Consider the following 14590-nt stretch of genomic DNA (forward strand, 5'->3'; position numbering starts at 1 on the left):
ACTTCCTTGGTTTCGAGCGTGCCGGAATCAGCTTCGTTGGAAGCGACAAAGGCCTGGTTGTCGGGCAGCTTGTCGACGTTGACCGGTTCGCGGTTGACATAGACCAGCGGAATCTTGGCCGCGGCGGCCGCATCCGACATCGCCTGGGTGGCCGAGGTGTCGACCGGGTTGACGATGATGGCATCGACGCCCGAAGCGGCGAAGTTCTTGATCTGGTCGAGCTGTTTGGCGACGTCGTTCTGTGCGTCCTCGACCTGCAGCTCGACGCCGCTCATGCCCTTGGCCTGCTCGATCATGCCGTTGCGCAGCACGGTGAGAAAATTGTCGTCGAACTTGGCCATCGAGACGCCGATCTTGGCGGCCATGGCCGATGAACTCATCAGCGCCGCGAAGGCGACGCCCAAAATCAGTTTCTTCATTGTGTCACTCCTCCACCTATTGGTGTCCGGCTGCACCGATTGAACCGGAATCCCCGATCTCCCCGGGGAATCTCTCCGCCTCTCATTACGGTCTTGAAGCCACTATCCCGATATTCGATGGCAAAAGAAAAGGATTGCCCCGCGCTTAAGCCAGCGGTGCTCCTTAGATCGATCCGCAACGATAATTGCAGATCATGCATATTCTGCAACGAACTGTGAGTCAATTCGCTTTCAATTTTCTTTTAGGAGAGAACCGATCTGCAAAATTCATTGCGAGAGCAGAGCGCATTGTCTGCCTGCTCTGCAATTGAACTTATGCTGCCACCGCGTGTATCTCTGCCATGGTAAGGGGCAAAAATAGGACTGGAAGCCGACCGGCGAGGTAAGAGGGCTATTGCCCGGTGACTATCGGGATACGCGGGTCAATGCCGTTGTTCTGCAAGCGCGCCGCCAGCGCCACGGTTAGCGCCTGAGCAAGGCACATCGGGGCCGCGAGCGATCTTGAAAACGTGTATTCGTGCTCTGGGACAGCAAAAAGCACGCGTGCGCCCTTGGTCAGCGGCGACAGGGTGCTGTCCGAAATCGCCACGATGGGAATGCCCCTGCTGGCAACCTCCTCCACAACATTCACGACCTCGTTTGCATAGAAGCGAAACGACACCGCGAAAAGCACATCCTGCGGGCGGATCGCACGAGCCATGTGCGTGGCCAGCCCGCCGCCAGGGTCCAGCAACGTGCATCGCTTACCCAGCATCGTCAATATGTAGCGCAGGAGTTCCACCACTGGCGCCGAGCGCAATTGCCCGATCAAATATATGACGTCGGCTTTCTCCAGAAGATTGACCGCTTCGGCCAAGTCCTCCGGCGGGATAGCTGTCAGCATCTCCTGCAGCGAGGCGATGTCACGGACCACCAGATCGTGCATCAAAGCGAATTCGCTGCGGTCGGTTCGCGCCCCCAGTTCCGTCTCCAGCGCCTTGATGCGCGCCTCAAAGCCGGGCGCCGCGGTGGACAATCGCTTCTGGAAAAGGGTTTGCAGATCCTTGAAACCCTCATAGCCCAGTGCCTGGCCAAAGCGCACGAAGCTCGATGCGTGAACGCCGCTGCTTTCAGCGATCGCGTTCACGGATCGCACCGCGACATCATTCGGGTTCTGCGTGAGATACAACGCTATCTTCTGGTATGACTTACTCATCTGCTCATACCGATCGTGGATCAAGCGGATGAGTTCCTCGTAGTCCTTTGGGGCTTTGACTTTCTCTTCCACGACCGACATCCTTGCAATTTTCGTTGCATGATGGCTTTTTTGCCCTTGGTTTACCAGTGTTGAAATTACACGTTGAAAACCGGTGGTCCGAGTCTGCGTTACCTTCTGCAATGGCGCTTGCAAAAAATCAAAATTTGCAATAAGAATTGAATTCATCATTCGGCATGAGTTGCCGCGATGCCCGGAGGAATCAAATGTCAGTCGTCCGTCTGACCATGGCGCAAGCCCTGGTCCGCTATCTTTGCAATCAATTCACTATCGTCGACGGGGAGAGAGTTCCGCTCTTTCCGGGCGTCTTCGCCATCTTCGGGCACGGCAACGTCACCTGCCTATCGGAAGCGCTGGAAGCGGTCCAGGATCGGTTGCCAACCTGGCGCGGGCAAAACGAGCAGTCGATGGCTCTCGCGGCAATCGGTTTCGCTAAAGCCAAGCGCCGCCGCCAGATCATGGTGGCCGCGACGTCGATCGGCCCCGGCGCCCTCAACATGGTCACCGCCGCCGGTGTCGCCCATTCGAACCGTCTGCCGGTGCTGATGCTCTCTGGCGATACTTTCATCAATCGCCGCCCTGACCCAGTCATGCAGCAGGTCGAACACTTCGGCAATCCGACCATCAATGTCAACGACGCCTTCAAGGCGGTGACCCGCTATTGGGACCGCATCGTCCATCCTGAAGGCATAATCTCCTCCCTCCCCCAGGCAGTAGCCACAATGTTGGATCCTGCCGATTGCGGTCCGGCATTCATCGCACTGCCGCAGGATGTCCAGGAGATGGCTTGGGACTACCCAGAGGAATTCTTCGCGGAGACGGTGCACGCGATCCCGCGACCGCGCCCCGACGCCAATCGGCTGGCGGAAGCAGTGAAGCTGCTGAAGGCAGCCAAGCGCCCGCTGATCATTTCTGGCGGCGGCACCCGTTACTCCGGCGCCGAGCAGGTGTTGGCCGACCTGGCCCTCATCCACGGCATTCCGTTGTGTGAGACGATTGCCGGCAAAAGTACCGTAAGCCACAATCATCCTGCTTATGTCGGCCCAATCGGCATCGTCGGCTCAACCTCGGCTAACGCGCTTGCCGCTTCAGCGGACGTGATCGTTGCCGTCGGCACGCGGCTGATGGACTTCACCACCGGCTCCTGGAGCGCTTTCGCAACGGACGCCAAATTCATTTCCATCAACGCTGCCCGCTGGGACGCGACCAAGCATCGTGCCTTGGCCGTGGTAGGCGATGCTCTCGCCACGCTCAGCGAATTGGGGCAGTCACTCGCACAGTGGCAAGCACCACGCGAATGGACCGAGAAGGGCCGAATAGAGTTCGCCAAGTGGAACAAGGCGCTGGACGGGTATCAGCAGCCGACCAACCAGCCCGTTCCCAGCTACGCCCAGGTCATCGGCATAGTGAATGAACGCGCAGGCGAGCGCGACCTGGTCATCACGGCCGCGGGCGGCCTCCCGGGCGAGGTCATGAAGAACTGGCGCGTCAAGTCGCCCAATACGTTCGACTGTGAATTCGGCTTCTCGTGCATGGGTTACGAGATTGCCGCCGGCTGGGGCGCCGCGCTGGCCGATCCCACGCGAACCCCGATCGTGATGATCGGTGACGGCACCTACATGATGATGAACTCGGACATTTATTCCACGGTCCTGTCGGGCCATAAGATGGTGGTGATCGTCTGCGACAATGGCGGCTACGCCGTCATCAATCGTCTCCAGAATGCCAAGGGCGCGGCGTCCTTCAACAACCTGATCAAGGATTGCCGTGTCAAGGAGCCGTTCAGCGTCGATTTTGTGAAGCACGCCGAATCGATGGGCGCGCTCACCCGGCGTGTCGACAGCCTCGCGGACCTCCCGCAAGCCGTCGATTGGGCACTCGGAACGGACCGGACGACGGTCATCACGCTGGTGTCCGATGGTTTCACCTGGACACCAGGCGACGCCTGGTGGGACGTGGGTGTGCCCGAGGTAAGCGCCAGGCCGCAGGTGCGGGAAGCGCATGCGGAACAGGCTCAAGCTCGCAGGAAGCAGCGCGTAGGCGTCTGACTTCATCGCAAAACATCCCTCTCTTCCAACTCACGCTCGTGCTGCCGCATTGGCGACGACAAACACCGAATAGAGCGACTGCCGCGCAGTGATGAACAGGCGGTTGCGCTTGGCGCCGCCGAAGGTGAGGTTCGCCACTGTCTCCGGAATACGGATCTTGCCGATCAGCGTGCCGTCGGGATCGAAGCAGTGGATGCCGTCGCCGGCGCCCGCCCACACACGCCCGGCCGTATCCACCCTGAACCCGTCGAACAGGCCAGCGCTGCAGGTGACGAAAACGCCGAGTTCCCCGAGCGTCGCACCTTCGACGGCGAACTTGCGGATGTGCCGCGGCCCGTCCTTCTGGTGCGTGATGCCGGTGTCGCCGACATAGAGGATGGCCTCGTCCGGCGAGAAGGCGAGACCGTTTGGCTTGGCCATCGTCGAGACGACGCGCGCCACCTCGCCCGTTAGGGGGTCGGCGCGGTAGACGTGGCAGCCCTCGATCTCCTGCTCGGAGCGGTCGCCCTCATAGTCGGTCGCGATGCCATAGGGCGGATCGGAAAACCACACAGTGCCGTCCGATCGCACCACCACGTCGTTTGGCGAGTTCAGCCGCTTGCCTTCGAAACGGTCGGCGATCACCGTGATCGATCCGTCATGCTCGGTGCGGGTGACGCGTCGCGCGCGATGCTCGCAGGTAACCAGCCGCCCTTCCGTGTCGACTGTGTTGCCGTTGGCGTTGCTGGAGGGCGCACGAAACACTGAGACCACGCCGTTGGTATCGTCGTATCGCATGATGCGGTCGTTCGGGATGTCCGAGAAAATCAGATACCGCCCGGCCGCGAACCATGCCGGACCTTCCAGCCAGCGCCCGCCCGTCCACAGCCGCTCGACCGCCACATGGCCGACGAAACAGCTCTCGAACCGCTCGTCGAGAACCTCGAAGCCAGTGCCCTCTGTGTCTCCGAACATGCTTCATCCTCCGCGAAACCGGAGCTATCGATAGTCTTCGGGGCGAGCCATTTTCAAGACTTGACCCGCAAAAATGTTAGCGATAACATCAGTGCCAATTCAGATCCGTTTGTTTGGCTTGGGAGGGCCATGGATGCGGCCCAAGCTCATAGAATTCATCGACATCTCCAAGCGCTTCGGGGGCACGCTGGCGTTGAAGTCGGTCTCGCTCGACATCCACGAGGGTGAGATCGTTGCGCTGCTGGGCGAGAACGGCGCCGGCAAATCGACTCTTATCAAGACGCTGGCCGGCATCTACAAGCGCGACCAGGGCGCGATCCGCTTTCGCGGCGAGGACTATCATCACCGCCCGCCTCGCCCCAACCTGCCGCAAAAGGTCGCCTTCATCCATCAGGATCTCGGCCTCATCGAATGGATGACGGTGGCCGAGAATGTCGGCATGGCGCAGGGTTTCTCGCGCCGCTCGGGCCTGATCGACTGGCGCGACACCGAGCGTCGTGCCGAGAGCGCCCTGGCCCTGGTCGGCTGCGCCTTCGATCCGGCGACGCGCGTCCAGGATCTTTCGCGCACCGAGAAATCGCTGGTTGCCATCGCCCGCGCGCTCGCTACCGAAGCCGACGTGCTGGTACTCGACGAGCCGACGGCAAGCTTGCCCGCGGATGAGGTCGAACGCCTGTTCCAGGCACTGCGACCGTTGCGCGAGCGCGGCGTCGGCATGATCTATGTCTCGCACCGCCTGGATGAAGTGTTCCGCATCGCCGATCGGGTCGCCGTCATGCGGGACGGCCGCATGGTGGCGGTCAAGCCGGTCGCCGAGACGACGCCGCAGGAACTGGTCGATCTCATCGTCGGCCGCCCGGCGCACCAGATGTTCGCCAAGTCGCGCTGGCAGGACGGACCCGAGCGGCTGAAGGTCGAGGATTTGCGCTGCGGCAATGTCGGACCGGTCCACTTCGAGGCGCGGTCTGGCGAACTTCTGGGACTGGTTGGCCTGCGTGGTGCTGGACAGGAGGCCGTCGGCCGCGCGCTGTTCGGCGCCGAGCCTTTCGACGGCACTGTATTACTCGACGGCAAACGCCTCGACCTGTCCTCGGTCGGTGCGGCCCTTGCCGCCGGTGTCGGCTTGATTGCGCGCGACCGCACCGAGGAGTCGGTAGCGCTGTCGCTGTCCGTGCGCGAAAACATGTATCTCAACCCGTCCGCCGTCGGCCGCGGGCTTTTCTCCTTCATGACGCCGGCGCGGGAAAGCGAACTGACGCAGGAGCTCGGTACCCGGCTCGGGCTGCGGCCGAACGACCCGCACCTGCCGATCGAGGCGCTATCCGGCGGCAATCAGCAGAAGGTGGTCGTCGGCCGCTGGCTGGCGACGGGTCGCAAGCTGCTGATCGCCGAGGATCCGACGGCGGGTGTCGATGTCGGCGCCAAGGCCGAAATCTATCGGCTGATCGCGGCAGCTGTCGAAGCCGGGCTGGCGGTCGTCGTCGTTTCCACCGATTTCGAGGAAGTAGCGCATATCTGCCATCGCGCGCTCGTCTTCTCGCACAACCGCGTCGTGCGCGAACTGGCCGGCGATGCCTTGACGACGGCGGCGCTTATCCATGCCGCCTCCGTGTCCGAAGCCGCCTGAGGAGTGTCCATGAACTCGATCAAATCGACTGCGCTGGAGCCGACCCGCTCGGAACTCTCCGGGCTCAGCTTTGGCCAGAGGGCGGCGCGCTACCTGCCGGTCTACGGCCTGCCGATCCTGACGCTGCTGCTCATCCTGCTGTTCTCGCTGCTCCTGCCGCGCACCTTCCCGACGCTGCTCAATTTGCGTTCCATCGTCTCCGACAAGGCGATCATCGCCTTGCTGTCGCTGGCGGCGATGATCCCCATGGCTTCGGGCCGCATCGACCTGACGGTCGGCTACGGCATCGTGCTCTGGCATATCCTGGCCATCAGCCTGCAGACCGCCTTCGGCATCCCCTGGCCGATCGCGGTGCTGATCGTCCTGCTGCTCGGCGTCGTCACCGGCTTCATCAACGGCCTGCTGGTCGAGGTGGCACGCATCGATTCCTTCATCGCCACGCTCGGCACCGGCACCGTGCTCTATGCACTCGCGATGTGGTACACGGGCGGCCGGCAGGTCGTCGGCGTGCTTCCCGAAGGCTTCCTCGCCCTCAACGGGACGATGCTGTTCGGCCTGCCGATCACTGGCTACTACGTGATCGTCCTGGCACTGGTGATGTGGCTTGTGCTCGAATACATGCCGATCGGCCGCTACCTCTACGCCATCGGTGCCAATCCCAAGGCTGCAGCGCTCAACGGCATACCGGTGCAGAAATTCGTCATGGGCGCGTTCGTCGCCTCGGGCGCGCTGACGGCGCTTGGCGGCGTGCTGCTCGCCTCCAAGCTCCGCATCGGCCAGGCCAGCGTCGGCCTTGAATATCTATTGCCGGCGCTGGTCGGCGCCTTCCTGGGATCGACCACCATCAAACCCGGCCGCGTCAATGTCTGGGGCACGATCATCGGGGTCGTCATCCTCGCCGCCGGCATTTCCGGCATCCAGCAGTTCGGCGGCTCGTTCTGGGTCGAGCCGCTGTTCAACGGCGTCACCCTGCTCGTGGCGATCGGCATCGCCGGCTACGCGCAACGCCGCCGCGGCGCGGTCCTGCCGCCGAGGACCAGCCAACCACTCGCCAGCCAACCAACAAAGACAAATGACAATGCATAATGGGAGAAGAAACATGGATCGCAGATCAGTCCTTCAGCTTGGCGTCGCCTGCCTGGCGCTCGGCATCGCCTCGCCGACCCTTGCCGACCCAATGGCCGACGCCAAGGCCGTCGTCGACAAATACGCCAGCAAGGTCGAGAAATGGGACGGTCCGACCACGGGGCCAAAAGGCGCCGCTGGCAAGACCATCGTCGTGCTCGGCGCCGACATGAAGAACGGCGGCATCCTCGGCGTCACCAAGGGTGTCGAGGAAGCGGCGGCGGCCCTCGGCTGGACGGTCAAGACGCTTGACGGCGCCGGCTCGATCGGTGGCCGCACCGCGGCCTTCGGCCAGGCGCTGGCGCTCAACCCCGACGGCATCATCATCAACGGCTTCGACGCCGTCGAGCAGAAGCCGGCCATGGAGCAGGCCAAGGCGGCCAAGATCCCGATGGCGGCATGGCATGCGGCGCCGACGGTCGGTCCGATCGACGATCTCGGCATCATCGCCAACGTCTCGACCGATCCGATGGAAGTGTCGAAGGCGGCGGCCGACTGGGCCCTCGTCGACGCCAAGGGCAAGCCCGGCGTCATCATCTTCACCGATTCCACCTACCAGATCGCTATCGCCAAGGCGGACCGAATGAAGAAGGAGATCGAGGATCTCGGCGGCAAGGTGCTCGAATATGTCGACACGCCCATTGCCGAGACCTCGCAGCGCATGCCGCAGCTCACCACCTCGCTCCTGCAGAAATACGGCGATGCCTGGACCCATTCGCTGGCGATCAACGATCTCTATTTCGACTTCATGGGCCCGTCGCTGGCGGCCGCCGGCAAATCCGGCACCGACGCGCCGATCAGCGTAGCCGCCGGTGACGGTTCCGAATCCGCCTACCAGCGCATCCGCTCCGGCCAGTTCCAGAAGGTGACGGTGGCCGAGCCGCTGAACCTGCAGGGCTGGCAGCTCGTCGACGAGCTCAACCGCGGCATGGCCGGCGAGAAATGGTCGGGTTACATCTCGCCGCTGCACGTTGTGACGTCGGACAATGTCGAGTTCGACGGCGGCCCGGACAACCGCTTCGATCCGGGCAACGGCTACCGCGACCAATACAAGAAAATCTGGGGCAAGTAAGCTCGACAGGGCGGTAACCGGGCAACGGCCGGCGGTTATCCCGCCGGCCGTTCCTTTTGCTGTCGGCCACTCAGGCCGTATGGCGCACGATCACGTGGGGTGTCATGCCGACCACCACCCGGTCGTCGGCCGCGCGGCGCCCGTTGAGCAGGTCGAGCACCAGTTCGGCGACGCGGATGCCGATCTCGTGCGCGCCGACATCGATCGTGGTGATCGAAGGCACCGACTGTTCGGCGAGGTCATAGGCGCCAAAACCGGCGATCGCGACGTCGTCGGGAACGCGGATGCCGCGCCTCACGCATTCCATCAGCGCGCCGAAAGCCGAAAGATCCGACACGCACATCACGGCTTGCGTGTCCGGCCAGCGCGAGATCATCTCGACCATGGCGGTGGCGCCCTCGCGCATCGAGATCGGCGGCACGCCGGAGGCGATAACGCGCGAGGCGTCGAGGCCGCGGTCCTGTAGCGCCGCGACGAAGCCGCGCCGGCGGTCGAGGCCGCGCGTGTCGCGCGACGTGTCGCCGCCGATGAAGCCGAGCCTCGAGTAGCCGCGCTGAATGAAATGATCGACCATCAGCCGTCCGGCCGCGGCGTTGGAGAAGCCGACGACGTGACCGATCGGATCAGCCGGCAGGTCCCAGGTCTCCACCACCGGCACGCCGGCATTCTCCAGCATCTTGCGGCAGCGCGGCGTGTGCCGGCCGCCGGTGACGATGATTGCTTCCGGCCGCCGCCTCAGCAACTGGCCGACCAGGCGCTCCTCCTCCTCGACATTGTAGTCGGTGAAGCCAAGCAGGATTTCCAGCCCGCTGTCACGCAGGCCCTCGGTCATGCCGCGCACCGTGTCGGCGAAGTTGGCGTTGTTGATCGAAGGGATCGTCACCGCCACGAAACCGGAGCGGCGCGACGACAGGTTGGCGGCGATACTGTCGAAGACATAGCCGAGCTCTTCCGCCGCCTGCAGGATGCGGTCGCGCGTGTCGGCGCTCACCGACGCGTCGCTCTTGAAGGCGCGCGACACCGTCATCGTAGAGACGTTGGCGCGATGCGCGACATCGGCCATGGTCGGGCGCTTGGGCGAAGGCTGCATCGCCGTACGTTATCGATATCACTGCGGAATGCAACGCGCCGCGATGCTTATGCGAAGACGATCTGAACCTTTATCGCCCGGCTGCGGTCATTGGCAAGTTCGAAGCCGGACAAGGCCTCGTCGCAGGCCACGGTGTGGGTGATCAGCGGCTTGACGTCGATCAGTCCCTTGCGCATCAGCTCGACCCCGACGGCGAATTCGGGGTGGAAGCGGAACGAGCCGTTGATCGTCAGTTCCTTAGCGGTCACTGCCGACATCGGCAGCGCCATCTCGGCACCACCGAGGCCGAGCTGGACGATGGTACCGCGAGGACGCAGCGCCGCGATGCCCTGCGCCAGTGCCGCCGCGGCACCCGAGCATTCATAGAGGATGTCGAACGTCCCCTTGTCAGCGAGATACGGCGCCAGCCCTTCCGGATCGGCGTTTGTGTTGATGGTCTTGTCGGCGCCGGCGCGCATTGCCATCGCCAGGGTGAAGTCGGTGATGTCGACGGCAACGATTTCGGCCGCGCCGGCGCGTCGCGCGCTGAGGATCGACAAGAGGCCGATCGGTCCGCAGCCGGTCACCAGCACGCGCTTGCCGAGTATCTCGCCGGCCCGGCGTGTGGCGTGGAGACAAACCGCCAGCGGTTCGGCCATCGCCGCCTCGCCGGCGCTCAATCCGTCGGCCGGAACGCATTGCAGCGCGTCCGCGACCAGCATTTCGCGGAACGCGCCCTGGATGTGCGGAAATGGCATGGCGCTGCCGTAGAAGCGCATGTTGAGGCACTGGTTGTGCATCCCTTCGCGGCAGTAGCGGCAGCTGTAGCAGGGCCGCGACGGCGAGACCGCGACCAGCTGGCCAGGCCGCAGTCCGTCGACGCCGGGGCCGAGCTTTTCGATAACGCCGGAGACCTCATGGCCGAGAATCATCGGCTCTTTCAGGCGCACCGTTCCGAAGCCGCCATGATTGTAGTAGTGCAGGTCGCTGCCGCATATGCCGCCGGCGGCGAGACGCAACAGCACCTGCCCCTGGCCCGGCGCCTCGACCGGACGGTCCTCGATGCGCAGGTCCTTCGCGGCGTGGATGACGATCGACTTCATGGTCAGTGAACTCCTCGGGCAATTCCAGGAACAATGTGCAGCGGTTTTCCGTCCGAATCTGCGTAAGACAAGCCTAGAGCACCGGCGTGAGCAATGGCTGGCCAGCGAAATGGGCGGCAAGATTGTCGCGCACCAGTTTGCCCATCGCCTTGCGCGTTTCGATGGTGCCCGACGCATGGTGCGGCTGCAGCAGCACATTGTCGAGCGCCAGGAAGCGCGGATTGAGTTTCGGCTCGCCTTCGAACACGTCGAGCGCGGCGGAGCCCAGAACCTTCGTCTCGAGCGCATCGAGCAACGCGTCCTCGTCGATGTTGGAGGCGCGCGAGATGTTGATCAGCATGCCGTCCTCGCCGAGTGCCGCAAGCACATCCTTGTTGACGATGTGGCGCGTCGCGGCCGACGCGGCAAGCGTCACGAACAGGAAGTCCGAACGCCTCGCCAGCTCGACCGGATCGGCGACGAACGTCCAATCCGGGGCGAAATCCTTCGGCGCGACGTCGCTGTAGGCGATGTCCATGCCGAAGCCGGCGAGGCGCTTGGCCACCTCGTAGCCGATGCGGCCGAGTCCGAGCACGCCGGCCCGCCGGCCCCAGACGCGGCGCTTCAGCGGGTAAAGCCCCTTCGCCCAGCTGCCATCGCGCACCCAGCGCTCGGCACCGATCATGCCGCGCGACTGGCACAGCATCATGGCGATGCCGAGATCGGCGACGTCGTTGGTCAGCACGTCCGGCGTGTTGGTGACGCGCACGCCGCGCTCCCGGCATGCCGCGAGATCGACCGCATCGAAACCGACGCCGTAGACGGAAACAACCTCAAGCGAAGGGCAAGCCTCGATCATGGCGCGGTTCGCGCCGAGCTCGCCACGCGTGGCTATGCCGCGCACCTGCGGTCCGATCCCGGCGAGGAAAGCCTGCTTGTCGTCGGCCGCGAAATAGCGGTGCACCGTGAAGGCTTCGTTGAGCGGCTCCTCGTCCCATGCCGGATAGGGTCCAACCTGAAGGATGTGAGGCCGCTGCATCGCTATTCTCTCCACTTGACTTGACAGATGATGTTATCGATAACATAAGACGCTCGGCGACAAGAGGCAATCGGAAAATGTCATCCAATCTGTTCAATCTCGGCGGGCGCACCGCGCTCGTGACCGGCTCCTCTCAGGGCATTGGATTTGCTTTGGCCAAAGGGCTAGCCGAGGCCGGCGCCAGAGTGGTGCTCAACGGCCGTGACGAGGCGAAGCTCACGGTTGCGGCTGGGCAGATTCCAGGCGCTGCGACGCTTGCCTTCGACGCGACCGACCACGACGCCGTCAGGGCCGCAATCGACGCCTTCGAGCAAGCCAGCGAGCCGATCGACGTTCTCGTCAACAATGCCGGCATGCAGTTCCGCACGCCGCTGGAGGATTTTCCCGCCGATGCGTTCGAACGCCTGCTGCAGACCAATGTCGCCAGCGTCTTCCATGTCGGCCAGGCGGTGGCCCGGCACATGATCAAGCGCGGTCGCGGCAAGATCATCAACATCGCCAGCGTGCAGACGGCACTCGCCCGGCCGGGCATAGCGCCCTACACGGCGACCAAGGGCGCGGTCGGCAACCTGACCAAGGGCATGGCGACCGACTGGGCAAAACATGGCTTGCAATGCAATGCGATCGCGCCGGGCTATTTCGAGACGCCGCTCAACGCGGCACTCGTCGCCGACCCGGCCTTCAGCGCCTGGCTCGAAAAGCGCACGCCGGCCGGCCGCTGGGGCAAGGTCGAGGAACTGGTCGGCGCCTGCGTCTTCCTGGCCTCCGACGCGTCATCCTTTGTCAACGGACACATTCTCTATGTCGATGGCGGCATCACAGCTTCGATCTGACGGGCCGCCGCGCATAGTGGTCATGGGCGTTACCGGTTCGGGCAAGACGACGATCGGCGAGGCGCTCGCCCGCGCGATCGCGGCGACATTCGTGGACGGCGACAAGCTGCACCCTGAGGCCAACATCGCCAAGATGAGCGCCGGCATTCCGCTGGAAGATGCCGATCGGTGGCCATGGCTGTCCAAGGTCGGCGAAATGCTGCGGCTAGCGCCCGCGCCGGTCATCGTCGGCTGCTCGGCGCTGAAGCGCGCCTATCGCGATTTCATCACCGAGCAGGCGGGTGCGCCGGTGCTGTTCATCCATCTCGACGGCTCGCGCGAGCTGATCTCGAAGCGCATGCATGAGCGCACCGGCCACTTCATGCCGACCAGCCTTCTCGACAGCCAGTTCGCGACACTGGAAGTGCCGGACAAGGAGGAGAATGCGATCGCCGTGCCGATCGATGCGCCGCTCGATGAGATTGTCGCGGACATAACAACGAAATTCGGGGAGCGATCGTCATGACCCACAAAGTCTCATTGATCGGCGCCGGCGCCATGGGCGGTGCCATCGGCGAGCGCCTGCTTGCCACCGGCAATCGCCTCGCCGTGTTCGATCTCGACAAGGCCAAGGTGGAGGCGCTGGTTGCCAGAGGCGCGACCGCCATGGCGAGCGCGGCCGAGGCCGCCGGCGCGTCCGACTACGTGATCCTCAGCCTCAATTCGGCGGCGATCGTGCGCCGCGCCGTGTTCGGCGATGCCGGCGTGGCGGCTGGAGCGAAGCCCGGCACGCTGATCATCGACATGTCGTCTATCGCCCCCGACGCGACGCGCCAACTCGCCGCCGACGCCAGCGAGAAGGATTTGCGCTGGGTCGACAGTCCGCTGTCTGGCGGCGCGCCCAAGGCGCTGACCGGAGAATTGACGCTGATGGCCGGCGGCGAAGCCGAGGACGTTGCCGCCGCCCACAAGGTGCTACGCCACATCGCTACCAACTACACGCATATGGGCCCGGCCGGAGCCGGCCAGACGACCAAGCTGATCAACCAGGTGCTTTGCGCGCTGAACTTCATGGCCGTCGCCGAAGCGACCAAGCTGGCGCTCGACGCCGGCGTCGACGCACTCAAGATCCCGCAGGCGCTGAAAGGCGGCCGCGCCGACAGCGCCATCCTGCAGGAATACCTGCCGCGCTTCGCCACCCGCGACTACCGGCGAACCGGCCGCATCGACAACATGGTGAAGGACCTCAACGCCGCCCAGGACCTGGCGCGGCGCACGCACACCGCAATGCCGCTGACGGCCGTCTGCGCCGAGGTGCACCGGCTATTGACGGCCGCAGGGCTGGGCGGCGAGGACCAGGCCGCACTGATGGAATTTTTCCAACGCAAGGATGAGGAACCGAGCAGATGATCACGCGCTATGCGTTGTTTGAAGGCAAAGTGAAGGAAGGTCAGATCGAAGCGTTCCGCAAGGACGTGATTGAGACGGTTCTGCCGAAGTGGAAGGCCTTCCCGGGCGCGCTCGACGTTCGAGTCAGCTTCGCGGAAAAACGCGACGATGGTGCGCCTGAATTTCCGATGATCCTGGCGATCAACTACCCCGATATGGCGGCCGTCGACGCGGCTTTGGCCAGCCCCGCACGCGCTGAATCGCGTGCCGCGACAGAGGCAGTGTTGTCCAGGTACTTCGAGGGTCGCATTCACCACCACGTCACCATCGCCAACGAGTTTTCATTGGCCGGAGATTGACCAATATCAGGACGAAGATTCGATACTTATCAGCGCTCGATAGGAGACGCAGTATAGAACGCAGTGAGGTCGGTTTGGTGCAATCTTTTGAGTAAGCATGCCAAAGTCATGCCGAACACCGCCGGCAACGCGAAAGTATGGCCCCATTGCTGGCGAGCACTCCTCCGCACCTATTTTGCCGAACTTTCCGTTGTCGACGCGTTCGACGGACGCTTCGATCGGTCCCAAATTGGCCTTCAGCGGCTGACGTAGCGATGTCGGCTTTTGGACGACGGCAATAGCCGATTGAATGACCGAGGTTGAGGCGCTTTACTGACACTCAGTCTATTTGCCCCTGGCA

The 14590-nt window shown here is 63.6% G+C and carries 14 protein-coding genes; 8 read left to right on the plus strand and 6 right to left on the minus strand.

The features are described 5' to 3' along the window. Both FJ492_RS23820 and FJ492_RS23825 read right to left on the minus strand, forming a co-directional pair. Window positions 1-419: substrate-binding domain-containing protein (locus FJ492_RS23820; protein ID WP_140772571.1), on the minus strand; the 419-nt coding region annotated here is incomplete at its 3' end. A 391-nt stretch (window positions 420-810) separates the two neighbouring features. Next, window positions 811-1845 carry a MurR/RpiR family transcriptional regulator gene (locus tag FJ492_RS23825; protein ID WP_246672771.1) on the minus strand — a complete coding sequence of 345 codons (1035 nt, stop codon included), beginning with the start codon at window positions 1843-1845 and terminating at the stop codon, window positions 811-813. Window positions 1846-1880: 35 nt separating this feature from the next. Here FJ492_RS23825 and iolD point away from each other — a divergent pair, with 35 nt between their 5' ends. Beyond that, window positions 1881-3722: a 3D-(3,5/4)-trihydroxycyclohexane-1,2-dione acylhydrolase (decyclizing) gene (iolD, locus tag FJ492_RS23830; RefSeq protein WP_140714440.1), complete on the plus strand. Its 1842-nt coding sequence runs from the start codon at window positions 1881-1883 to the stop codon at window positions 3720-3722. A 30-nt stretch (window positions 3723-3752) separates the two neighbouring features. Here iolD and FJ492_RS23835 read toward each other — a convergent pair whose 3' ends face one another. Next, window positions 3753-4676 (minus strand): SMP-30/gluconolactonase/LRE family protein, encoded by a 924-nt coding sequence (locus FJ492_RS23835; protein WP_140772573.1) that lies wholly within the window; start codon window positions 4674-4676, stop codon window positions 3753-3755. 133 nt (window positions 4677-4809) lie between these two features. Between FJ492_RS23835 and FJ492_RS23840 the strand changes: the two genes are divergently transcribed. Genes FJ492_RS23840 through FJ492_RS23850 form a run of 3 tightly spaced genes read left to right on the plus strand, consistent with a single transcriptional unit; the run spans window position 4810 to window position 8500 of the window. Continuing rightward, a complete protein-coding gene (locus tag FJ492_RS23840; RefSeq protein ID WP_140714437.1) occupies window positions 4810-6303 on the plus strand; it encodes a sugar ABC transporter ATP-binding protein in 1494 nt (497 codons plus the stop codon). 9 nt (window positions 6304-6312) lie between these two features. Continuing rightward, window positions 6313-7389, plus strand: a complete 1077-nt coding sequence (locus tag FJ492_RS23845) for an ABC transporter permease (RefSeq protein WP_140772576.1) — start codon at window positions 6313-6315, stop codon at window positions 7387-7389. Between the two features lie 13 nt (window positions 7390-7402). Beyond that, window positions 7403-8500 (plus strand): substrate-binding domain-containing protein, encoded by a 1098-nt coding sequence (locus FJ492_RS23850; protein WP_140772578.1) that lies wholly within the window; start codon window positions 7403-7405, stop codon window positions 8498-8500. Window positions 8501-8570: 70 nt separating this feature from the next. Here the strand turns inward: FJ492_RS23850 and FJ492_RS23855 are convergent, their stop codons facing one another. The 3 genes from FJ492_RS23855 to FJ492_RS23865 form a co-directional block, all read right to left on the minus strand. After that, on the minus strand, window positions 8571-9590 hold the full coding sequence (locus FJ492_RS23855) for a LacI family DNA-binding transcriptional regulator (protein ID WP_181166740.1): 1020 nt from the start codon (window positions 9588-9590) through the stop codon (window positions 8571-8573). Between the two features lie 47 nt (window positions 9591-9637). After that, window positions 9638-10672, minus strand: coding sequence for an L-idonate 5-dehydrogenase (locus FJ492_RS23860; RefSeq protein ID WP_140772580.1), 1035 nt, complete (start codon window positions 10670-10672; stop codon window positions 9638-9640). Between the two features lie 73 nt (window positions 10673-10745). Beyond that, complete coding sequence (locus FJ492_RS23865) at window positions 10746-11690, minus strand: 2-hydroxyacid dehydrogenase (protein ID WP_140772582.1); 945 nt, start codon at window positions 11688-11690, stop codon at window positions 10746-10748. Between the two features lie 77 nt (window positions 11691-11767). On the opposite strand from FJ492_RS23865, the gene FJ492_RS23870 reads away from it, so the two are divergent. The 4 genes from FJ492_RS23870 to FJ492_RS23885 are packed head-to-tail and all read left to right on the plus strand — an operon-like array spanning window position 11768 to window position 14250. After that, entirely contained in the window at window positions 11768-12523 is a 756-nt protein-coding gene (locus tag FJ492_RS23870) for an SDR family oxidoreductase (protein ID WP_140772584.1), read from the plus strand. 22 nt (window positions 12524-12545) lie between these two features. Then, on the plus strand, window positions 12546-13028 hold the full coding sequence (locus FJ492_RS23875) for a gluconokinase (protein ID WP_246676100.1): 483 nt from the start codon (window positions 12546-12548) through the stop codon (window positions 13026-13028). Then, window positions 13025-13912 (plus strand): NAD(P)-dependent oxidoreductase, encoded by an 888-nt coding sequence (locus tag FJ492_RS23880; protein WP_140772588.1) that lies wholly within the window; start codon window positions 13025-13027, stop codon window positions 13910-13912. Before FJ492_RS23875 ends, FJ492_RS23880 begins: the two co-directional genes overlap by 4 nt. Continuing rightward, entirely contained in the window at window positions 13909-14250 is a 342-nt protein-coding gene (locus tag FJ492_RS23885; RefSeq protein WP_140772590.1) for a hypothetical protein, read from the plus strand. Before FJ492_RS23880 ends, FJ492_RS23885 begins: the two co-directional genes overlap by 4 nt. Window positions 14251-14590: the final 340 nt, after the last annotated feature.

This window comes from Mesorhizobium sp. B2-5-4, assembly GCF_006441095.1.
Taxonomy (GTDB): Bacteria; Pseudomonadota; Alphaproteobacteria; order Rhizobiales; family Rhizobiaceae; genus Mesorhizobium; species Mesorhizobium salmacidum.